The sequence below is a fragment of the Marinomonas sp. 63XJN7_7_ISO-PGPR-S23-202 genome (assembly GCF_056173505.1).
Window position 1 is genome coordinate 5,041,457 of sequence record NZ_CM149677.1, and the last position, 19,866, is coordinate 5,061,322.

Annotated in this window: 21 protein-coding genes; 12 read left to right on the forward strand and 9 right to left on the reverse strand. The window is 37.6% G+C overall.

From position 1 onward, the window contains the following. Positions 1-161: 161 nt before the first annotated feature. Positions 162-1,409 (forward strand): tyrosine-type recombinase/integrase, encoded by a 1,248-nt coding sequence (locus tag AC0VYG_RS23225; RefSeq protein WP_475430193.1) that lies wholly within the window; start codon positions 162-164, stop codon positions 1,407-1,409. Between the two features lie 182 nt (positions 1,410-1,591). Here AC0VYG_RS23225 and AC0VYG_RS23230 read toward each other — a convergent pair whose 3' ends face one another. Further along, entirely contained in the window at positions 1,592-2,275 is a 684-nt protein-coding gene (locus AC0VYG_RS23230) for an RNA polymerase sigma factor (protein WP_475430194.1), read from the reverse strand. A gap of 587 nt (positions 2,276-2,862) precedes the next feature. Here AC0VYG_RS23230 and AC0VYG_RS23235 point away from each other — a divergent pair. From AC0VYG_RS23235 to AC0VYG_RS23260, 6 genes are all read left to right on the forward strand, one after another. Next, positions 2,863-3,054 (forward strand): helix-turn-helix transcriptional regulator, encoded by a 192-nt coding sequence (locus AC0VYG_RS23235; protein WP_475430195.1) that lies wholly within the window; start codon positions 2,863-2,865, stop codon positions 3,052-3,054. A gap of 10 nt (positions 3,055-3,064) precedes the next feature. Beyond that, positions 3,065-3,397, forward strand: a complete 333-nt coding sequence (locus AC0VYG_RS23240; RefSeq protein ID WP_475430196.1) for a hypothetical protein — start codon at positions 3,065-3,067, stop codon at positions 3,395-3,397. Between the two features lie 151 nt (positions 3,398-3,548). Continuing rightward, positions 3,549-3,848 (forward strand): hypothetical protein, encoded by a 300-nt coding sequence (locus AC0VYG_RS23245; RefSeq protein WP_475430197.1) that lies wholly within the window; start codon positions 3,549-3,551, stop codon positions 3,846-3,848. A gap of 347 nt (positions 3,849-4,195) precedes the next feature. Then, positions 4,196-5,581, forward strand: a complete 1,386-nt coding sequence (locus AC0VYG_RS23250) for a type IV secretion system DNA-binding domain-containing protein (protein WP_475430198.1) — start codon at positions 4,196-4,198, stop codon at positions 5,579-5,581. Positions 5,582-5,584: 3 nt separating this feature from the next. Then, entirely contained in the window at positions 5,585-8,179 is a 2,595-nt protein-coding gene (gene mobF / locus AC0VYG_RS23255; protein WP_475430199.1) for a MobF family relaxase, read from the forward strand. Between the two features lie 267 nt (positions 8,180-8,446). Next, the gene (locus AC0VYG_RS23260) at positions 8,447-9,397 is read left to right on the forward strand and encodes an Abi family protein (RefSeq protein ID WP_475430200.1); all 951 of its coding nucleotides are present in this window, start codon (positions 8,447-8,449) and stop codon (positions 9,395-9,397) included. Between the two features lie 73 nt (positions 9,398-9,470). Here the strand turns inward: AC0VYG_RS23260 and AC0VYG_RS23265 are convergent, their stop codons facing one another. After that, on the reverse strand, positions 9,471-10,106 hold the full coding sequence (locus AC0VYG_RS23265) for a phosphatase PAP2 family protein (protein WP_475430201.1): 636 nt from the start codon (positions 10,104-10,106) through the stop codon (positions 9,471-9,473). A gap of 159 nt (positions 10,107-10,265) precedes the next feature. On the opposite strand from AC0VYG_RS23265, the gene AC0VYG_RS23270 reads away from it, so the two are divergent. After that, positions 10,266-10,919: a helix-turn-helix domain-containing protein gene (locus AC0VYG_RS23270; RefSeq protein ID WP_475430202.1), complete on the forward strand. Its 654-nt coding sequence runs from the start codon at positions 10,266-10,268 to the stop codon at positions 10,917-10,919. A gap of 142 nt (positions 10,920-11,061) precedes the next feature. Here AC0VYG_RS23270 and AC0VYG_RS23275 read toward each other — a convergent pair whose 3' ends face one another. The 6 genes from AC0VYG_RS23275 to AC0VYG_RS23300 form a co-directional block, all read right to left on the reverse strand. After that, positions 11,062-12,795, reverse strand: a complete 1,734-nt coding sequence (locus AC0VYG_RS23275) for a DUF2326 domain-containing protein (protein WP_475430203.1) — start codon at positions 12,793-12,795, stop codon at positions 11,062-11,064. Next, entirely contained in the window at positions 12,767-13,003 is a 237-nt protein-coding gene (locus AC0VYG_RS23280) for an ABC-three component system middle component 6 (protein ID WP_475430204.1), read from the reverse strand. Before AC0VYG_RS23280 ends, AC0VYG_RS23275 begins: the two co-directional genes overlap by 29 nt. Then, positions 13,000-14,016: an SMEK domain-containing protein gene (locus tag AC0VYG_RS23285; RefSeq protein ID WP_475430205.1), complete on the reverse strand. Its 1,017-nt coding sequence runs from the start codon at positions 14,014-14,016 to the stop codon at positions 13,000-13,002. Before AC0VYG_RS23285 ends, AC0VYG_RS23280 begins: the two co-directional genes overlap by 4 nt. A gap of 246 nt (positions 14,017-14,262) precedes the next feature. Continuing rightward, positions 14,263-14,439 (reverse strand): hypothetical protein, encoded by a 177-nt coding sequence (locus tag AC0VYG_RS23290; protein WP_475430206.1) that lies wholly within the window; start codon positions 14,437-14,439, stop codon positions 14,263-14,265. Then, complete coding sequence (locus tag AC0VYG_RS23295) at positions 14,432-14,674, reverse strand: hypothetical protein (RefSeq protein ID WP_475430207.1); 243 nt, start codon at positions 14,672-14,674, stop codon at positions 14,432-14,434. Before AC0VYG_RS23295 ends, AC0VYG_RS23290 begins: the two co-directional genes overlap by 8 nt. Continuing rightward, positions 14,671-15,576 (reverse strand): hypothetical protein, encoded by a 906-nt coding sequence (locus tag AC0VYG_RS23300; protein WP_475430208.1) that lies wholly within the window; start codon positions 15,574-15,576, stop codon positions 14,671-14,673. The genes AC0VYG_RS23295 and AC0VYG_RS23300 overlap by 4 nt, the downstream gene beginning before the upstream one ends. A gap of 538 nt (positions 15,577-16,114) precedes the next feature. On the opposite strand from AC0VYG_RS23300, the gene AC0VYG_RS23305 reads away from it, so the two are divergent. The 4 genes from AC0VYG_RS23305 to mntA all read left to right on the forward strand — a co-directional run bounded on the left by AC0VYG_RS23305 (position 16,115) and on the right by mntA (position 18,483). Beyond that, positions 16,115-16,249, forward strand: a complete 135-nt coding sequence (locus tag AC0VYG_RS23305; protein WP_475430209.1) for a hypothetical protein — start codon at positions 16,115-16,117, stop codon at positions 16,247-16,249. Positions 16,250-16,395: 146 nt separating this feature from the next. After that, the gene (fic, locus tag AC0VYG_RS23310; RefSeq protein WP_475430210.1) at positions 16,396-17,499 is read left to right on the forward strand and encodes a protein adenylyltransferase Fic; all 1,104 of its coding nucleotides are present in this window, start codon (positions 16,396-16,398) and stop codon (positions 17,497-17,499) included. A gap of 472 nt (positions 17,500-17,971) precedes the next feature. Then, positions 17,972-18,106 (forward strand): hypothetical protein, encoded by a 135-nt coding sequence (locus tag AC0VYG_RS23315; RefSeq protein WP_475430211.1) that lies wholly within the window; start codon positions 17,972-17,974, stop codon positions 18,104-18,106. A gap of 35 nt (positions 18,107-18,141) precedes the next feature. Further along, a complete protein-coding gene (gene mntA, locus AC0VYG_RS23320) occupies positions 18,142-18,483 on the forward strand; it encodes a type VII toxin-antitoxin system MntA family adenylyltransferase antitoxin (RefSeq protein WP_475430212.1) in 342 nt (113 codons plus the stop codon). Positions 18,484-18,756: 273 nt separating this feature from the next. Here the strand turns inward: mntA and AC0VYG_RS23325 are convergent, their stop codons facing one another. Further along, positions 18,757-19,866: an NAD(P)/FAD-dependent oxidoreductase gene (locus AC0VYG_RS23325; protein WP_475430214.1), complete on the reverse strand. Its 1,110-nt coding sequence runs from the start codon at positions 19,864-19,866 to the stop codon at positions 18,757-18,759.

Genomic DNA, 19,866 nt, shown 5'->3' on the forward strand with positions numbered 1-19,866 from the left:
ATGAAGTTAGATTCTTTATAAAGCAATACGTTAAAAGAAAATTAATTTTCATGAGCATTCATATCAATCCATAAGATTGCATTACAACGGTGACATAATTGGTGACAAATAAAAGCCGATGATCTAGGATCTGCTTTCCTGTCACCAATTATTTTATAACTATGAATGATGCTCAACTAAAAGCTACACTGAAAGCTGGCAAGGTCGGAAAGTTCAAAGTAGATACTGGACTCTATTTTCGAGTCACAGAACAACAAAGTGCCTTTTGGATACTTAGGTACACAATTAACGGTAAACGTAGAGAAATCACTTTAGGACGCTATGGAAAGCCTCCAGAAGGGCTGCCACTCAGTGAAGCTAAGCTGAAAGCAATACAGACAAGAGCCTCTATCAAAGATGGCATTGACCCCATCGCAGAGAAAAAAAGAAACAAACTCCCCTACTTTAGCACCGTCAATGATGTCGCTAAAGATTGGCTTTCTGAATGCGAACGACATTTGAAAAACCCTCAAATACCAGCACGTGTATATCGCAAAGATATATCACCCTACATTGGCGAGCTGCCAGTAGATAAAGTTAATTCACGAGATATCTTACAAATCATTCGAGTGATCAACAAAAGCGGCCGTCCTTCTATTGCCAATGACGCTCTTAACTATTGTAAACAGCTATTCAACCATGCTCTTAAGTTAGATCTTTTAGCCAATAACCCAGCAGCGCCATTCACTGAAAAAGATGCTGGAGGGGCTGAGAAATCAAGAGATAGAGCATTATCTTTAGATGAAATAAAAACGGTATTTAAAGTTTTTGAAAGTCACACGGACATCATGACGAGAGAGAACTACTTAGCATTAGCTCTGCTTCTTGTCTTAGGAGTCCGTAAAGGCGAACTCATTGCTGCAAAATGGAGTGAATTCGATTTTCAAGAAATGGTATGGGCTCTTCCTGAGGAAAGAACCAAAACAGGAGTGAAGATTAACATCCCTCTTTCTGATGTTCTAAAGCCAATCTTTCAGGAGCTAATGGTAAGAGCCAATGGCTCAGAGTATGTATTCCCTTCAAGAAGGGCCAGCAAAAGAAGAAAATACATTAGCGATGACACACTAAATCACGCCTTAGCAAAAATGTTTGGACAAAAGGTAGATTCGAAAAAACAGCCACTGCCAAACATCCTGGGTGAACATGGAATTGAACATTTCGTTGTACATGATTTACGGAGAACCTGCCGCAGCTTACTAGCGCAAAATGGCGTTCCTAGCCATGTAGCGGAACGTTGCCTCAATCATAAAGTGAAGGGCGTTGAAGGGATTTATGATCGATATGATTACTTCAATGAAAGAAAGAATGCTCTCAGCCTTATAGCATCATCCATAATATTTTTAATCCCCATAAATAAAAGGATTTTATAATGCAAGCCGGAGACCTTTTAACTATTAAAAAAAAGGTTCTCTGGTCTTGAATTGTTCAAATTTAACTCTGCGAAAAATTAAAATTACAGAGATTATACTATTGATATAAATCTAAAAATAAAAAAATTCCACTAATTTTAGTGATAAATAATTTTTAAAATAGAAATTTTATTTTAGAGTATCTACGTAATAACCCCTAGATTTTCTTTTGCTTTTTGAGCCAAACATTTAATTTCTTTAATATAATTCCTTACAGTTTTATCACTCATACCAATTTCAATTGCTATCTCTTTCTGAGTAAACCCCCAAGCATTGAGATAAGCAACCTCCTTAAGGTTTTGAGGGAGCTGATCAATTATCTTATATAAAAAATCATCTTCGGATATTTTATCTTCTAAAAAGATAGATTGATCCCCTAAAGAGGTAGAATAATCTTCTTCATTTTGGTCATCATTATCCGATGCACTATTAATTTTATAGCGATTAAGTGTAGCTCTCTCTTCTTTTGATAATTTCTTCAGCGCGTCTAAACTTATGCCAGCCCTGCGAGCTTCACTTCTAAGATACTTGTCGATAAAGTGATCTGTGGTAATTTTATGAACTAAGCCACCTATAGATCCTTCTTGATCAAAATTTAGTTCAGATAGTGGTTTCAATAAAATTTTTATCCAAACTTCACTTTCAAGATCCTGATACAGAGTCTCTAGAGAATAGCTTATTTCCCCTTTAATCGAACCAAGATGCCTGTTCAACAAGCTTTTTATCTTCGGTTTATATCGGCATTTAAGGTCTTCTAATGGCTGAGCCGTCCCCCTATGAGCAGCCTCAAGTAGTGCCTGATCTGATTGCTGATTCATTACTTCCATACATGATTCCTATATTTCACTACATAGACAAATACAATTTTCTTACTTCTACGCCTATACCTCACCAGATAATAATACTTCAACCTTCCTTTAAAAGCACTGATAAGTAATTAAGAGAAATCAATCAGATTATGATTTTTTTCAACTTAACTTTCCGCTTTTCTCTAAAAGCACTGATAAGTAATTAAGAGAAATCAAACTGATTGTGAGTTTTTTCAACTTCACTTTCCGCTTTTCTCTAAAAGCACTGATAAGTAATTAAGAGAAATCAAACTGATTGTGAGTTTTTTCAACTTCACTTTCCGCTTTTCTCTAAAAGCACTGATAAGTAATTAAGAGAAATCAAACTGATTGTGAATTTTTTCAACTTCACTTTCCGCTTTTCTCTAAAAGCACTGATAAGTAATTAAGAGAAATCAAACTGATTGTGAATTTTTTCAACTTCACTTTCCGCTTTTCTCTAAAAGCACTGATAAGTAATTAAGAGAAGTCAAAAATGATTATGAAAGTTTTTTAACTTATATTTACGACTTCATCTAAAAATACAGATAAACAATTAAGAAATTTTAACCATTAAGGAGTTAGTAATGATAAATAAAAAAACATATTCCAAAAAGCTTTTATATCGCTCATCAGAGTTAATAAAAGCATTAGGGATCAGTCAAACCACTCTATGGCGTTGGCAAAAAAATGGTGATTTTCCTCGCCCAATAAAGCTTGGTCCAAGAATAATTGCTTGGAAATTTGAAGAAATTAATAACTGGATTGAAAAAAAATAAGGGGAATAAAATGAAAAAAAATTACAAAGAACTAATTAGCGGCTTAGCTAAAAAACTAACTAAAGAGGAAAAAGAAAAACCTCTAGAATTATATCCGATTGAGTTTCCTAATCCTGTTTTATATGGAAGGTTGCAATCGCTCACTTTAAATTATTTGAGCGCGCCATATTTCCAGAAATATACAGACTTAGATTCAATTTGGATTGTTTCGGAGGCTTATGAGGTATTTCACAAGAAGCGTGATTTTTCACCATCCAACCGTAAATGCCTAAAAGAAATTAAAAAAGCTACCAAAAAAGACTTAAAAGCTCTTATTGACTCAGACCCAATCGCTCCTGAGTGAGCTGACGGTTAACTCATAACTCAACGCTAATCTCATATTTATCATGAGGTTAGCGTGTTTATTAAGCTGTCTACAGCACCTAACTAAAATTCTGAATAAATCTAACAAAATCAATGTGTATACATTGTTTACTGGAAAAGAGTTCTAAATCATGGCAAGAAATTATCGACTAAACACAAAATCTAAAGCGTTCTCAGTTCGCTTTTCTGCAAGCGATACAGCTCAAGTTGAAGAAGACATTGAAAGAAGTGGACAAAACCCATCTGAGTATTTCCGCCACCTGTGGGAGGAAAGCAAAGAACTAAAAAGCATACAGACTCAGTTAGATGAGTTAGAGATTCGCTTACTAGATAAAGTCTTTGAAATGGTAGCTGCTATCGCTGGACTAGATGATTATAAGCGAGCACTTGCAAAAAAAGTATATATTACTCGACTTAGAACAGGAGCATAATCATGAAAAAAAGCTCTTTCTTTCTAATACAGTTTTCCCTGTTAAATATTTTTCTGTTGGTTGTCTTTTCATTTGTATCTATACCATTAGCTTGGTCGTGGCTGACGCCTTATAGCTGGCCTACGTTCTTTGAAAGCATTCCATATATTTTTTCTGCTCTTGGTTATATAACACCACTTGTATCACTAGATAGCTGGCATCTTTTTTACAAGATGTTAGCCAAAAATGAATGGCTGGATATATTTTTTCTCCATGTATCTATTCCTTTTTTATTGTCACTCACACTTTCATTTTGCATAACAAAAGCCTGCTTTAAACATCGTAAAAGTTCTAAAGAGCTAGATTATGTGTCTGGCCCCAAGCTTCTCTTGGGAAGAAAAGCCATCGTCCATGCAACTAAGATGCAAAAACGAGAATTAAAGGACGCTAACACCCAATTGGGTATTAAAGTTCATCCTAAAGTTCCGATTTCGATCCTCAGAGAGCAAAATAATTTTTGTATCTTGGGAACAACAGGTGCAGGGAAGTCGACAGTCTTAAAGCCCATGATCGAGCAGGCTATTGAACGTGGTGACTATGCGGTCATCTACGACGTGAAAGGCGAGCTAACCGAAAGCTTTTACCACGCGCCCAGCACATTTTTACTCGCCCCTTGGGACGCTCGAAGTGCGATGTGGGACATCTGTAAAGACGTGCGTTCAGAACAAGATGCTGAGTTACTCGCTCAGTGTTTGATTCCTCCTAGCGGAGCAAAGGAAGAAATCTGGAATGACGGGGCGCGATTAATCCTAACAGCGATGATTGTATCGCTGATACATGACTATAAAGGAAACTGGGGATGGAACGATTTATATGAGTTGCTCCAACTCAGTCCCGAGTATGCCCTGCTTCGTATAGAGCTTCACTACCCAACCGTAAACAGCTTAATTCAGAAAAACTCGAAAACGACTCAAGGCTTCTACGTTCACCTGATTACAAACTTAAATTGGCTCAAATATTTAAGCCTAGCATGGAAGAAAAACAGCAAAAAGCCGTTTAGCCTGCGTCAGTGGATTAAAAACGCTAACAGTAAACGCGTGATCATCATTCAAGACAACAGTGAATATGAAGCAATAGGTAAGCCCCTGTGCAATGCTGTTATCTCGTTTATGACAAAGCACTACCTCTCAACCAGTAATAACTTTCACAGACCCACTTGGTTGTTCATTGATGAGTTCGCCAACTTGCCACCTAACCCCAGTGTTAAAAAGTGGCTTGAGCTCTCTCGGGCCTCAGGAGGACGTTCGGTGATCTGTACTCAATCACTCTCACAAATCCGTGATATCTATGGAGAAGACGAAACCAATGTTCTACTAAACTTACTATCAAACGTTATCACACTGCGACTTGGTACAGCAGGAGATGATGCAGCTTATACAGCCAAAATGCTGAGTGAACAGACCGTTGAAGTGCCCGACTACCAAAATGCTAACCACATAGGCATTCGCTCAAAGCAATTACTGGTCGAAGCCTCTGAGCTGACACAGCTCAGGCCAGCCAATAAACAAGGTGTCGAAGGCTATCTCTTTATTCCAAGTTGGCAATCCGTCTATAAGCTGACTTGGCCTCTCTTCAAAAAGCCTGATCAAGCGAAAAAGTTTATTTCTGCCAAGTGGCTGTTAAAGGCAAAAGTAGAGGAAACGCCTACTCCCCCAACTTCTCAAAACAAAAATACACTCAATAAATGGAGCTAAAAAATGGTCGCGACTATTAGTGCTGTCAAAAATAAAGATTATTTCCCACAGCAGACCAAGCTGAATACTAAGGGTCAGGCCAAGGAATATTATTCAGATCATGGTGAGCCAAACGGTACATGGACAGGGACAGGGAGTAGATACTTCGGCCTCAATGGAAAAACTATAGAGTACAGCGACTATAACAACCTTATGGAGGGATTCTCTCCTAATGGTTATCCCTTAGTCCAAAATGCTGGAGACGATACAAGACGATGTGCTTGGGACTGTACTTTTAGTGCTCCTAAAAGCATTAGCATTTTATTGGCTTGCTGCACACCTGCACTACAAATAAAAATTGAAGAAGCCATGCGTCAATCTGTACAAGAAGCAATCCATACCATGGAGTCTAAAGCCGCGATAACTCGACGCGGTAAGGGGTCGAAGCAATACGAGGAAGTATCAGGCCTTATTGTTGCCACCTATGAGCACTGTACCAACAGAGCACAAAAACCAGAACCAAACAGCCATATTCACGCTCTAGTGCTCAATATAGCTCCCAGAAAAGATGGAACATTCGGCAGCATAGATTCCTACAAAATTTATCGCTGGATAAAGCCTTTAGGTGCTATTTTTCGAGCAGAGATGGCATTTCAAATGAAGAAGCTAGGCTTTGAAATCGAGCCTGATGGTGACTCTTTCCATATAAAAGGTATTTCAAAGCAGATTTGTGATGACTACTCTAGCCGAACAAAAGACATCCAAAAAGAATTAAATAATGCAGGCATTAAAAGTAGTGCAAGTAAGGCAGGTCAGCACTTCAAACTAACAACCCGACAAAGGAAATCTGATATAAACCGAAACACACTCTTTAAACAGTGGAGAGAAGAGATCAATCAAAAAGGTTTAACTCAGACAATTATTCAAGATCTTATTGAAGCAGAAAAAACGTCTCAGCCTAACTTTCTTGATCATGCGCTCATTCTTGCCGAGTTAACAGAAAGAAAGTCGACTTTTACAGAGCAAGATCTTTTTTTCCTTGTTGCGGTTAAGGCATCTCATTGCGGTATTAATGCAGAGCAAGCTCAATTATTTATTCAACTTCTTATTGAAAATGAGTCAGTGATTACTTTAAGTCGAAACGAAGCCTATTCCCCACTGTTTACAACTAGAGAAGTTTTACTGAATGAGCAACTAATGATAGAAGACGCAAAACTCCTAGCAAATAATCATTCAAAGACACTAGAGAGTAGTGTAATCAAAAACGCTATAAAAGAAGCAGAAGCACAGTTAGGTTTTGGCTTCGATGAAGAACAAAAAGCAGCAATTGATTACACATTAGAAAATGGTGATTTTTGTATTACACAAGGTAGCGCTGGTGCGGGCAAAACAACACTTATGCTTGCTGCAAAAATTGCATATGAGAAACAAGGACTTCAAATAGCTGGGGCAAGCATCGCTAAAAAAGCAGCAGACAACCTTTTTGAAGAAACGGGGATTTCTTCGCGCACCATCGCAAGCTATATAAACCTTATTGAAAAGGGCCAACATCCTCTTAGAAACATTGATGTATTGGTCATTGATGAAGCAGGGCTAGTTCCAAGCACTGACTTACAAGCCCTTCTCTATGAAGCGAGAACATCAAACTGCAAGCTGATTCTAACGGGGGAAGATAGGCAACTTGATGCCATAAACAAAGGCGGAGCGCTACGTTACTTATCTCGTCCTGAAATTTTGGGAACACAGCGAATCGGAACAATAAGAAGGCAAAGGCAAGGCTGGGCAAGGCAAATAGTCGCAGATTTAAGAGATGGACGGTCAGAAAGCGCTCTCAATATCTTAAGAGTAAAAAGCTGTCTTCATTGGGCAGAAAATAAAGAGACAGCTAAACAAGCTTTAATCAAAGACTGGCACCACTACCAAAAGGCTCACCCCGATAAGCAATCGCTTGTACTCGCACAGCAATGGAAAGACGTTAAAATTCTGAGTGAAGCTATTCGAAATATCTACATTGACGAAGGCCGTGTAGGAACAGAAAACGTCCCACTAAAATGCAGCGTTGCAGATAAACTTTTCAACTATGAGTTTTCAGCCGGTGATCGCGTTAAGTTCTGTCGTAACGATTACCGAGCACTGCAAGTGTCAAACGGCACGCTCGGCACAATCAAAAAAATAGAAAGCCTCAAAAACGACACAAGGTTAACTATCGAAATAGATGATAAAAGAACAGTATCCTTTCTCTCGTCAGAATACAGTGACGACATCGGAGTGAACCTCTGCCATGCCTACGCTCTCACAATTTTCAGCTCCCAAGGCACAACCGTAGATGGCAACACTTTTACGCTTTATTCCGGCAGTATGAACAGAGCAAATACTTATGTAGCGCTCAGTAGACACAAAGACGAGTCGCATCTGTACATAAACAGTGCTGAAATGAATGAGAGATGCAGAGCAAAAGATATAAGCGTTGAACCAACTCAAGAAATGAGAGAAGCGCAGCTAGCCGAGCTTACCAGACGAGACAACTATCATTCGCTAGCAATTGAACATCTAGCTGAGCGAGAAGCACAACGAGAGAAAGAACTACAAAAGCTCCATGTAGCAGAGTTAGAAGTTTAAATGAGCGTTTGTAGGGCAGGAATACTAGGTATTTGCGCGACGATATAATAGAAAAAGCCCCTAGTAGCGAGCTACTAGGGGCTTAGGTCTTACGCTTTGTGTCGACGAACTAGCACCATTACAAAGATGGGAGAAGAACAATTCGACTAGCTAAGATTAATATTAATATCAATTGACGCATGAGTCAACACATAAGTACCGAGTGTTTCTCCTAGAAACTTGATATTATAGTTTCAACAGCAAAACAAGAATGGATAGAGCTACTACATGCCGAATGATTATGACTACACAGAACCTAAAAAATTAATCAGCGCTGCAAGGCTGTCAAGCTATAAAAACTCTCTAGGATTGGAAGAAGACGCGCAACTTCTCGGTGCTTACAGTTGGAACTTAACGTTGGTGGGTGCTTTCTACCCACTCCTCCAGCTCATCGAAGTTGCACTACGAAATACAGTAAACGAAGCCGCGAAAGTAAGTATAATAACTCCCGTCGATAAGTTTTGGTTCGAGGCTATCCCATTCACTCAGGAAACCAATGAGCAAGGGGATTTGTGCAAGCCAGAACAAGTTAAAAAATTTATACAAAAGTTTAAAAATGCAAGGCAGAGTGCTAAAGCCGCACTAGAAGAAAAAGGCAAGGACCCTAACTCAGTCACTCTTGACCAAATCATTTCACAAACAGACTTTTCAACTTGGGAATACATTCTAGACAAAAGCTTTTATAACGGTAGCGATAATAACTACATATGGCCATCTAAGTTGACCAGAGCTTTTAAAAAGCTACCTAGAACAGCACAAAAAAACCAGGCATTTCATCAAAGGGATGCTTTACGAAGACGCATAGAAGAAATAAGAGCATTTCGGAATAGAATTTCCCATAATGAGCCTGCTTGGCGAGTTAGTGATGTAACTTCACCTGAGGAAGTGATATCAACGCTGGAAGAGAAACTAGATAACATGATAGAGCTTCTCTATTGGATATCACCAAAATTCAAAAAATATGTCTGCGATGTAGGATTAGAATCAAGAGTACGTCAGGTGTTGAACTTACAAGAATTTAATCGATACATTCATACATTTGATACATACGACATAGAAGACTTAGACGGCCTGATAGAATTAGTACTAAGAGCTAATCAGGATAATAATCGGCTGTATGTGAAATTTGGCGCTATTCCATCGATAATAACTCCTTACAACACTTCTTTATTACAGTAACCCCCTATTCTTAGCTTAATATTTCCCCCTGAAAAATTCATAGTAAGCGATGAATTTTTCAGGGAGCTTAATGTTAGTAACTCATAGAAGCATACAAGCCATATTGCTGACCTGAGACAATAGGCGCTACAACTAGATTTCTAGCACTAATCCCCATCCCCGTAATAGCATATTGCACACCTATTGCCAGCGCAGCACCTGCTGCGACATCATGCCAATAATGATATTTTCCTTTCACACGTGAATAACCAACGAATGACGCAGCAGCATAAGCAGGTAAACCGTATTTCCAGCCGTAGCGCATTTGTAGAAAGGCCGCGCCTTGGAAAGCCGCAGAAGTATGACCAGAAGGAAAGGAATTATTGTCATTTCCATTTGGGCGTTCTTCGTCTACTGCAAATTTCAATGTGTGCGTTGCAACAGATGTCCATAAAGCGCCCTCAGCCCATTGGGCAGTCCCTGCATAATCATTTTTTAGTATTGAAATCACTCCTGCGAGCAGTGGAATCCCTATCTGAAGGTTATCCCCAGCACGAACTATGCTGTCATCAGCATGAACTACACTTACATACGAAGCAGGAAAAACTAGTAAAGCGATCTTAGATATGACCTTAAAACCATTAAAAATGATGTTTTTTCTATTTTTTTTGAATTTTAGGCGCAAAAATCCGCCCCAGCTAGCCTCAGCAGGGTTATACAAAGAGAACATTCCAGTTACCTTATAAGTTTAAGAAATTAAGATTTTGAATATCACTTGGTCAGTGTTGTGAAATCATATCTTTAAAATCTTGTGAGATCAATAAAGATCCCACAAAATGATCTCACAATTTATTCAAAATCATTTTTCACCCTTAGCAAGAACGGTGTAATGATGATTAAAGAATGGTTTACAGCCGCAGAACTCGCGGGAAAAATAGGGATGCCTGCACACGCGACAAACGTAACGCGAAAGGCTAAAAGTCAAAATTGGAAATACAGGCAGATAGCGGGATTGAGAGGTATCAATTTTGAATATCACGCGAGCAGCTTACCGAAGGAAACGCTTGAGGCACTTGGTTTAGAAGGCGTAAGTAAGCCAGCACAAGCTGAAAAAAATGACTCAGACATGGTTACTATTCAAATCTACTCAGCAAAAGCTAAGACGTGGAGCAAAGCCAAGCCAGAAGCTCGCATGGTGCTGCCTAAAGGATATTTACCTAAATCTTTATCTGAGCAAGAGCTTAGTAACCTTTTCGCTTTAGAAGCACCTGACAGCACAATGCAGCCCACAATAAACGTAGGTGAAGTGGTTCTAGTCTCCAGAGTGGCTAACAAGACAGCTATATCTACTGGCGTGTTCGTTATTGAAACAAGTATGGGAATTACGATAAAAAGGCTAAAACCAAACCTTGCAGGAACTGAGATAAAAATTTGTAGTGACTCCGACAAGTTTGATGATGAGACATTGAAGCGGGAAGACTTTAATAAATCGATTAGGCTAGTAGGTAAGGCCTTAGGATCAGCTATTAAGGAGATAGATTAATTTCTAGTGCCATTTTTATTAGCCTCGATTAGAGACATATAAATAATATAAAGTATCTTTGAAAAAACACTTTATATTGTTTATAAACGACACACGGAACTAAAAACTAGACAGATGGGGGCTATATATAAGCTAATAAATTTTAATTGAAATATTGTCCGAATAATGTATTTTCGGCTTTACTATCAAAAAGAGTTAATACTGTCCCTTCCTTTAATAAAGACTTATCTTCAAATGATAGAATATCATCTTCTCCATCACTAGATACTAAATCCTCATAAATATTCTTATTAATATTTACAAAATATTGCAAGCCATTATTCTTACACCTATCAATAGCTACTTTAAACATTGTTCTAGTTTGTCTTTGATCGACCCCACCAAATAAGAAACTATCATGAGCTATAAAACCTAGTAAACTTTTGTTCAGCTCAAATAGAAGCATATCATAACAAAATATTTTTACTTCATTAATTCCTTGAGAACTGTCTTTTGGAATATATGGTTCGATTTCGAATAAATACTTAGCCTCCCCATCATTTTTCCTTATATTCAAAGATCCACCATGATCTGTATAAAATTGGCGGACTAAAGCCCTGAATTTTTTTTCGATTAGCTCAATATGCCCTTTGATACTTTCAATATAATCAACAGCAAGAAAATTAATGTCTGCTTTTTGCTTTTCTAAACGAACCAGCTCTTTTTCAACACTAGCAACAGTTGTCTGAAAACTTGTCAAATCTGCTATACTTGACTCAAGTGTTCGAATACGTTCTACAATAGAATTATATTCTTCTAATGCACCTCTCGAATCTAAATCTTTAAGAATAGCATCTCTTTTGTGCTCTAATTTTACTAAATATTCATTATTTTTCGAATTTTCTAACTCTAACGAGACTATATCTTTTTTAAGCCTAGACCGACGAGAATTATACATTTTCAAATGAAATTCTTCAGCTTGCTCTAAACGTTTTCTAACTAAATCAGGAAAATGAAATTCAGCCTCTCTGAATATCCTCTCTACTTTTTCAATATCTGTTGATGAAAAACCGTTATCTTCAGATAATATTGACCTTTTACTTCTTATTTTTCTGTCATTGAAATATATTAAATCACGAGCTTCATTCATAGCTTCCGTTATCTGATCAGCCTCCAATTTCAAGTCATCATAGTTTTTCGCAATTATAAAGTTATTTTTATCCTCAATTAAAGCTTCTAGCTTATCTTCTAAATCTCGCAATTCGCTTTCATTAAAATTGACATTTGCCTTAGCTAATGAACTTTTAGTTTTACCAATATTATCGATTTCGTCTCGGATTTTTTTAAATTTCTTGGGAAGAGAAATATCTAGCCCCAATAGAACTAAATTAGTCATTCGCTGATAAAAGTCAGCTGGAGGCTGCCCCTGCTGCTGTAAAGCATCAGTATAGTAGTTTCTACTAGGTAGATATCTTCGAGCAAAACAATTTAGAGTCTGTTTAAAGGAAAGATCCCCATCATTATTAAAAAAAATCTTTTCATTTAATTTTTTACCAAGAGTTGAATACTTCCCAACTTTCTCATCATTTATATAATATATGCCGTTACTAAAATTTGTTTTTATAGTATAGGTTATAGATCCTATTTCTAAATCCAATAAAAAATCACCATAACCTGATAGAAACTTATAAAACCTAGCATCAGTCTGGTATTTTTTTATATCAAGCTTTCCTCCGAGCATCAAATGGACTAATTGTAGAGCACTACTTTTACCAATACCATTATATGTATCAGTAGAACTAGAGCTAGATTGTAATCCTGCAACTATATTAATCCCTGGTTTAAAATCAATAGTTTTGAATTTAGGATTACTTGAATATAGCTTTAACAGTTTCATTTTCTAACTCCAACTTACCGATAATAAACAAAAAGTCTAAACAATATTGCAGTTTTTCTGCACTTACTTCTTCTGGATATATATTGTTTATTTTATGAAGCAGTACATCAGAATCTAAACTTCCATCCAAGCTCAAAATATCAAAGACATATGAGGATATACAATAAAGTGAATCTATAGGCTTTATTGATTTTGTTGGTAAAATCATTTTTTCATTCCTATATCACATTCTTCAAAAAAATAAGCAACAATCACCCAAGCTATTGAAGTCTCTTGATAACAGGCATTAAAAGTTTGGCTCTCAATTTGATGACATAAATCCCCTAGTATAGTAGAAAAATTTAGTGTGTATTTTTCTTTCGCAATAAAATGTAGCTCAGAAACACTTTTTTTAGCTAAGTCTCTTTTTGTAGCTCCAGATTCAATAAGTGTCCTTTTAAGAATATCACAATAAATGTTATCAACAATTAGCTCTCTTAATTCAGTCAATGCACTTTCATCTATTGATTCATATATAGGTAAAGCAGCCTCACTTCCAGTTAATAATGCGTTAGATACTTTTCTATTTAAACTATTTAATTCAATTTTATCATCAAGGTCAACATTATTAAAATCTGTACTATAATCCAATTTAATTGAATTATTATTTCTTATTAACAGGTCAAATACAACCTGAAGAGAAATTTTATCTGTATATTTCTCACTTAGTCCCTTAAAAAACTTATCATATATAAAGTAAAGCTTATCATCACTTAGTGTCTTGATATCATTTAATAAATCAGTATGGTCTTTTAAATTATCTCTTATGTTTTGAATTCCGTATTTTGTTTTATAATGTTCAATGGTTGCTTTCTGAAATTTCTTAGGCTTTCCTAATAAAAAGAAAATATCAATTTTATACTGTGTATATTTTAAAGTGTTATTATCAAATACCTTTAAACTATTATCGATTTTTTCTTTATTTTTAGATGTTGTCACCTGAATTAGGTGCTTCGAATAATGATCAACTAAATCAATATAGTCTTCATTTGAATTAGCTGAATTTGCATTAATGAAATTCTTTCCTGAATATAAATCATTGAAAACATTACAATAGAAATCCTCAGCATGAATATTATATGTATATATATTCATTGACTGCTGTAATTCTATGTCACACATCATAATCGCTAGTGTTCTAGAGATTTTACTTAGGACTTCTGAACGCTCATATATATTCATATAATACAAAAAAACCAACATTACTTGATAAAAAGGACTCTTTTAAAAATCCACTAAAGTACAGCATTTAAGCATTGTATAAAAAGAACTCTTTATGAGCCAAGCTTTCTTCAGTACACCTTTAAGATCAACTTACCTGTAGGTATAGAAACTTTTCCTTTTTAATCAGCAACTTAAATATATAAAAATGACAATGAGGGTCCCCCCTCACTGCCATTCCTTCATCTTTAATCTAGATATATCCTATCAGCTAATCTTAAGCAACGCTGACTTATTAACAATCTCTCTTTTTATGATTTGTTCAGGAGTCATACCTAATTCATTACATATTGTATCTGCTCGCTCTGCTTGGCGACGCCCTAAAGTTAATTTAACCCCTTTTTTGAGGCTAAAAGGGTTAGGCAACTGTTTCATTTTACTCATTATTTTTCTCCTTTTCTCTCGCATCAATAGACTGAGTCAATATATCTTTTAAAAAGCGATTAGCTGTATAGGGCTTTTGCTTGAGTGGTTGCCCTGCTTGCTTCTCGTAGTATTGATGCTCTCTTTGTTTTTGACTAAGAACAAACTGATATAATGCATTAGCACCATCCACTTCTTCTTTGGTAGTAAAAGTGATCGTTTGATCAGGCATAACTTTAATTGAACCTTGACTCATGACTCACCTCTACTTAAAAGCATTTTTACAGCCTGCTGTTGCTCTTCTTCTTTTGAGGGATAGAATTCGGGAAAGTGTTTTTTAGCTAACTCAAGCAGCTTCCCATTAAGCTCGTGTTTAAAGATAAATGTATGCATCCATACAATAGATGGAGTTTCGACAAACAAACCATGCATATGCTGTAATATTCGATTCATAGTACCTTTGGAGTCATCCATGCTATCGATAGATAATAAAGAGCATTGAACTGATCCGAGGTAATCTTCTTTATGCAGCAAATACTCTGCCAAGGCATCCATCGAACGAGGAAAGCGGTTTTCATAGGCCATAATCAGATAGGATACTCCCTTAGAGTCATACCCTCCTGCCATAGTCGTATGAAGCAGGCCCGCCATAAACTGTGAAAATACATGTCCTTGAGCTGCAAGCTCTTCGAATTCTTTGATGATTTCAGGAGTGCAAGTCATCGGACTGCGCAGAAAGGCAGAAGGATGATCAATTTCGAAAAATTCAGAGTTGATTTTGAAGAAGTTAGTTTCAAATTTTTCAATCAAACGCTTAGACATTTTTTCTACTAATTGTGAATGCCTACAGCGGAAAAGATCCATTGAGTATGAGTCTAATGCTTCTCGAACTTTCAGGTTAGGATAAGCTTCCGAAGATTGTTTTTTGAACTCTGCGTTTGTGAGCCTACCGTTGAGTAATATCTTAGGATTATCAATACACTTTTTTGCAAAGATAAAATGAGGATTATTCTTATCGCTCAACCCGTACAGAATGCTAAGCGGGTTTTCAACATCATTAGCCAAGCGTTTTTTTGAGTCGATCTTCGGTGGCAGACTGCGCTTGACCATCCAAGTACAGCCTAAAAGACACAATTCGAATTCAGCGTTTTTACTCATGTTAGTACCTATAAATTTTTAAGTGAAAATTTCATTGGCACTTCACCTATTAAGATAACCAACGATAACCACTTAAATTTATGGTTATGAGATAAGTATCGAATTGATACAAGTAGTACAAATACACAAAGCCAATATTTCCTGAAAATAGGTGTCAGAGTAGGAGGCCTAGACCACCTCAGATAATAGCAGTCTCCCTCGAAAGTTGCAATGCGGAAAAAACCATTACCCTAATCCCATCAATTTGACAAGCCGCACAGATACTATAAAACTTACTACGTAGACAAGTGCCTATGTATTTATGAGACACCATAAAAAGGTGACATAATAGGTGACAAGAAATATTTTTTTTTATTTTTTTGATAAAAATCAAGTTTTTATAAATTTTATTATATTCAGATCCAAAACATCGAATAGGTTCTTAGGTACAAAGTTACCCGTCCAAGAATGTTTTAACCCAATATGACCGACGCCGCTGCATTGCAGTACGCGTCGGTTCTCATTTTAGCGTAGCGGTATGCTTCGCAAGTGTGTCTCGATGGCTTCTATCATCGACTTGGTAAGCGGTAAATGCGCTTTTTCTTTCGCCCATACTGCCCCAAATGCCCAAGGGATGGCGTACTACTTTGAGTTTCCTACTCAAAACTCGGTTTTGGTGAGTCGTATGGATTGAGTCTTGATATGTCGAGTGTATCGACACAGAAAAGTGTTATGTCGAAAAAATAGAAAAATATCGACACATAAAATTGATATGTCGATCCAATCGACATAAACTGACCAAATAGTTCATTTATGTCGATTTAGACTGGAAGTTTAAACATGACCTGGCAAGCAGAGCAGCCTTACAACCAATTACCCACATTGCCACCAAATCTAGATTCCATAGAAACTAGGGCCGTACTGAAAGCCTGTATTTCTGCACGTGCCGCTGTAGCAGAGTTAAAAAAGGCTGGGGAACTCATACCTAACCAAAGCATGCTAATTAACTTACTGCCTTTGCTGGAAGCAAAAGATAGTTCAGAAATTGAAAATATTGTCACCACTACCGATAAGCTTTTTCAGTATGCGCTAGAAGATAAAGGCGCAGATCATGCAACAAAAGAAGCCCTACGTTACAGAACGGCGTTATACCAAGGCTATATACAGCTTGAAAAAAAACCGCTTTGCACAGCAACCGCCATTGAGGTATGCAGTACGTTAAAACACACTGAAATGGAAATTCGTAAAGTGCCAGGGACTGTTATAGGCAACCAAACGACAGGAGAAATTATCTATACTCCGCCTGCCGGAGAAAATGTCATCCGCGACTTGTTAACCAACTGGGAGCGATTTCTTCATGATGACGATGATCTAGATCCGCTGATAAAGATGGCGGTTAGTCATTATCAATTTGAAGCCATACACCCTTTTTATGACGGAAATGGCCGAGCAGGTCGTATTTTAAACGTTTTGTACCTTATTGAATGTGGTCTTTTAACGATACCTATTTTGTACTTAAGTCGTTTTATCGTTCATAACAAACAAAACTATTATCGCCTGTTGAACCAAGTAACCAAAGATCAGAATTGGGAAGATTGGCTGTTATTTATGCTAAAAGGAGTCGAGCAAACCGCCAAATGGACTTGTGATAAAATCACAGCGATTAGAGCACTTATGGAAAGTACAACCGATTACATAAAAGCACAGCTACCTAAAATATATAGCTATGAGCTTGTTCAGCTGATTTTTGAACAACCCTATTGCCGTATCAGTAATCTAGTTGAACGTGATATTGCTAAACGCCAAACTGCTTCAACCTATTTAAAACAGTTAACGGATATTGGTGTACTGCAAGAAATCGATTCAGGAAAAGAAAAATTATTTGTACACCCACGGTTGATGGCGTTAATGACAAAAGACAGTAATAGTATCAATGCTTTTTGAGTAACAATCTGTAGACCTTGAGACCCACTATTCGACACACAGGTTTATCATGAGTGGATTCCATAGTATCCATATTGAGCTTTCTTCTATGTATTTGGATACTATGGTGTCCATTCAGAGTAAGACGGTCTTCTACTGACAAATACCTACCACATAGAACAAGCGAAAAACTGGCTAGCTAGGTTGGCAGAAATCGTGCTCGATAAAGCCTTTTAAAACTGCTATTTTTTAAACCTAACAGCCGCGTAAAAATGGCACTGTTTTTTTCCCATTGCTCACCACTAATATTTAGTAAAAGGCAAATGGTGAGCTGTTTGGCGGGCAAACGGGCATTTTTAAACAGTTTCTTTTCGGTAACTTAGTGAGTTCGTTAAGGTCTAGGCCGCTACTCCATGAGAAAACTCAAATATTGAATAATTTATTTCGATTCTTTTTGCTACTGTTAAGCATCACACAACTGAGAGGTTTGAATATGAAATTTCCATTGTTAGCAATCGCATTCATGCTCTTACTAAGTGGCTGTTCCAACACTTGGCAAGGAGTAAAACAAGACTCTTCAAAAATGTACAACGACACGAAAGAAGCCATCCACAAGGCAACCGAGTAACCCCATAACACTTTCGGCGAAGATCTGTAGGAACCATGCTAGATAAAGAGAACCTAACCCAAGCGGTAAAGCTGCTGATGCCTAGTGTCAGGCTGATTTACTTGTTCGGTTCACAGGCAGATGGCAGCTCGACCCCCTCTAGTAATATCGACATCGCCGTGCTACTGGAGAAAAAAATGAATCCCGTAGCACGCTTTGACCTTGAACAGACTCTCGCCATCGAACTGGATCAAGACGTGGATTTAGTCGATCTACTAACGGCATCAACTGTATTGCAGAACCAAGTCATCATGAACGGTGGGGTGAGCTACTCTTTGGTAGTGAAAACGAGCAAACCAAATTTGAAATGCAGATTATTTCCATGTATCAGCATTTAAATGAAGAGCGAGCGGATATTCTGCGGGAGTTTTTAAAATGAACGACTCGATTCTAAACAAGCTAGCAACCATTGAGCGCTGCTTGAGGCGTATTCGGGATGTTTATGCTTTATCAAAAGAAGAATTCGACCAGCCAAGACTCTATTATTCTGAACCTTCAACGCGCCTGTGAAGCCAGCATTGATGCCGCTAAAGGAATGTATTCATATCTAAGGATGGATAGTTCTCTTGATGACTTAATCCCCCGTTACATCTCAATTGTTTGCTTCCACTCTAGGTATAAACATTAGACTGTTGCCTTCTTTTCCAAAAACCATGTTCCTTCCAACGCTCCTCTAGATGATAAGCACTTTCAACCAAAGGTAAATAAGCACTGTACATTTTATCCATTAGGAAGTGATAAGTTAAAAAGCTCTCTTTCTTCCCCAAAAAGTGGTCTTTGATAGCGCAACTACCATAGTATGCAGTACCTATAGCAGCGGTAATGCCATAAGATGATAAAGGATCATAGGTGCATGCGGCATCTCCTACTGCCAACCAGCCATCTCCTGTGATTTGCTCTAACCTAGAAGCACTTGAAGCATGAACCGCTAAAGATACAGAAGAAAAATCCACAGTCTCCCCTGTAGCGTGCTTAAACCTCTCTTTTGTATGATGAGTATTGTTAAGCAATCGTTCAAAACCATGCCATTTGTTCGCTTGTGAAACGGGTATGGCATCTGAATCTGTCATAAATGTCACCATCAACTGGTTCGTCGGTAACTTAGCGGAATACCACCAACCATCAGCGCAAGATTCGATTAAAGTGGAAGGAGCCAAAGACTCATTACTAGAAAAGATTGCATTGATACCAACCAATCTATCCAATGACTGTCTCTTAATACGTAAATACCTAGCCACCGTTGATTTACGTCCAGTCGCATCAATAAGAAAGTCGGCAACAAAGGTTACTTGCTGCCCTCCATGATTCACCTGCAACTGCCACTCAAAGTCTTGTTTCACCAAGCCTTTCAGTGCATGACCTGTACGCCAATCAACCCCTGCTAGCTCCGCTTCTTTTGCTAAATCAAGCTCAAATTGCTTCCTATCAATGTGTGTCCCAGCACCATGAACCCCATTGATAAAATGGTCTTCCGTCAGGCTATCGGATCCCCACACGGCTTGATTACTATGACTAACGCTATGCTTATCCAACAAATGCTCAAGTCTTAACTTACGCAATAGGGGTGTAAGAATTGGAGGCAAACACTCCCCAGGCTTTTGCTGGGGATAGTTGCTCGATTCTAGGACAATTACATCAAAATTATTCCTAGCCAATTCTATAGACACAATAGCACCAGCCGGTCCACCTCCGATAACAATGATCCGTTTACCAGCATTCAT

Bases quoted from the DNA above. Each gene is read 5' to 3' on its own strand.
- AC0VYG_RS23295 (WP_475430207.1), bottom strand. From the start codon at position 14,674: ATGAGTCAAGGTTCAATTAAAGTTATGCCTGATCAAACGATCACTTTT.
- fic (WP_475430210.1), top strand. From the start codon at position 16,396: ATGACCTGGCAAGCAGAGCAGCCTTACAACCAATTACCCACATTGCCA.
- AC0VYG_RS23235 (WP_475430195.1), top strand. From the start codon at position 2,863: ATGATAAATAAAAAAACATATTCCAAAAAGCTTTTATATCGCTCATCA.
- AC0VYG_RS23240 (WP_475430196.1), top strand. From the start codon at position 3,065: ATGAAAAAAAATTACAAAGAACTAATTAGCGGCTTAGCTAAAAAACTA.
- mntA (WP_475430212.1), top strand. From the start codon at position 18,142: ATGCTAGATAAAGAGAACCTAACCCAAGCGGTAAAGCTGCTGATGCCT.
- AC0VYG_RS23285 (WP_475430205.1), bottom strand. From the start codon at position 14,016: ATGAATATATATGAGCGTTCAGAAGTCCTAAGTAAAATCTCTAGAACA.
- AC0VYG_RS23275 (WP_475430203.1), bottom strand. From the start codon at position 12,795: ATGAAACTGTTAAAGCTATATTCAAGTAATCCTAAATTCAAAACTATT.
- AC0VYG_RS23230 (WP_475430194.1), bottom strand. From the start codon at position 2,275: ATGGAAGTAATGAATCAGCAATCAGATCAGGCACTACTTGAGGCTGCT.
- AC0VYG_RS23290 (WP_475430206.1), bottom strand. From the start codon at position 14,439: ATGAGTAAAATGAAACAGTTGCCTAACCCTTTTAGCCTCAAAAAAGGG.
- AC0VYG_RS23225 (WP_475430193.1), top strand. From the start codon at position 162: ATGAATGATGCTCAACTAAAAGCTACACTGAAAGCTGGCAAGGTCGGA.
- AC0VYG_RS23265 (WP_475430201.1), bottom strand. From the start codon at position 10,106: ATGTTCTCTTTGTATAACCCTGCTGAGGCTAGCTGGGGCGGATTTTTG.
- AC0VYG_RS23325 (WP_475430214.1), bottom strand. From the start codon at position 19,866: ATGAATGCTGGTAAACGGATCATTGTTATCGGAGGTGGACCGGCTGGT.
- AC0VYG_RS23260 (WP_475430200.1), top strand. From the start codon at position 8,447: ATGCCGAATGATTATGACTACACAGAACCTAAAAAATTAATCAGCGCT.
- mobF (WP_475430199.1), top strand. From the start codon at position 5,585: ATGGTCGCGACTATTAGTGCTGTCAAAAATAAAGATTATTTCCCACAG.
- AC0VYG_RS23245 (WP_475430197.1), top strand. From the start codon at position 3,549: ATGGCAAGAAATTATCGACTAAACACAAAATCTAAAGCGTTCTCAGTT.
- AC0VYG_RS23305 (WP_475430209.1), top strand. From the start codon at position 16,115: ATGGCTTCTATCATCGACTTGGTAAGCGGTAAATGCGCTTTTTCTTTC.
- AC0VYG_RS23280 (WP_475430204.1), bottom strand. From the start codon at position 13,003: ATGATTTTACCAACAAAATCAATAAAGCCTATAGATTCACTTTATTGT.
- AC0VYG_RS23270 (WP_475430202.1), top strand. From the start codon at position 10,266: ATGATGATTAAAGAATGGTTTACAGCCGCAGAACTCGCGGGAAAAATA.
- AC0VYG_RS23315 (WP_475430211.1), top strand. From the start codon at position 17,972: ATGAAATTTCCATTGTTAGCAATCGCATTCATGCTCTTACTAAGTGGC.
- AC0VYG_RS23300 (WP_475430208.1), bottom strand. From the start codon at position 15,576: ATGAGTAAAAACGCTGAATTCGAATTGTGTCTTTTAGGCTGTACTTGG.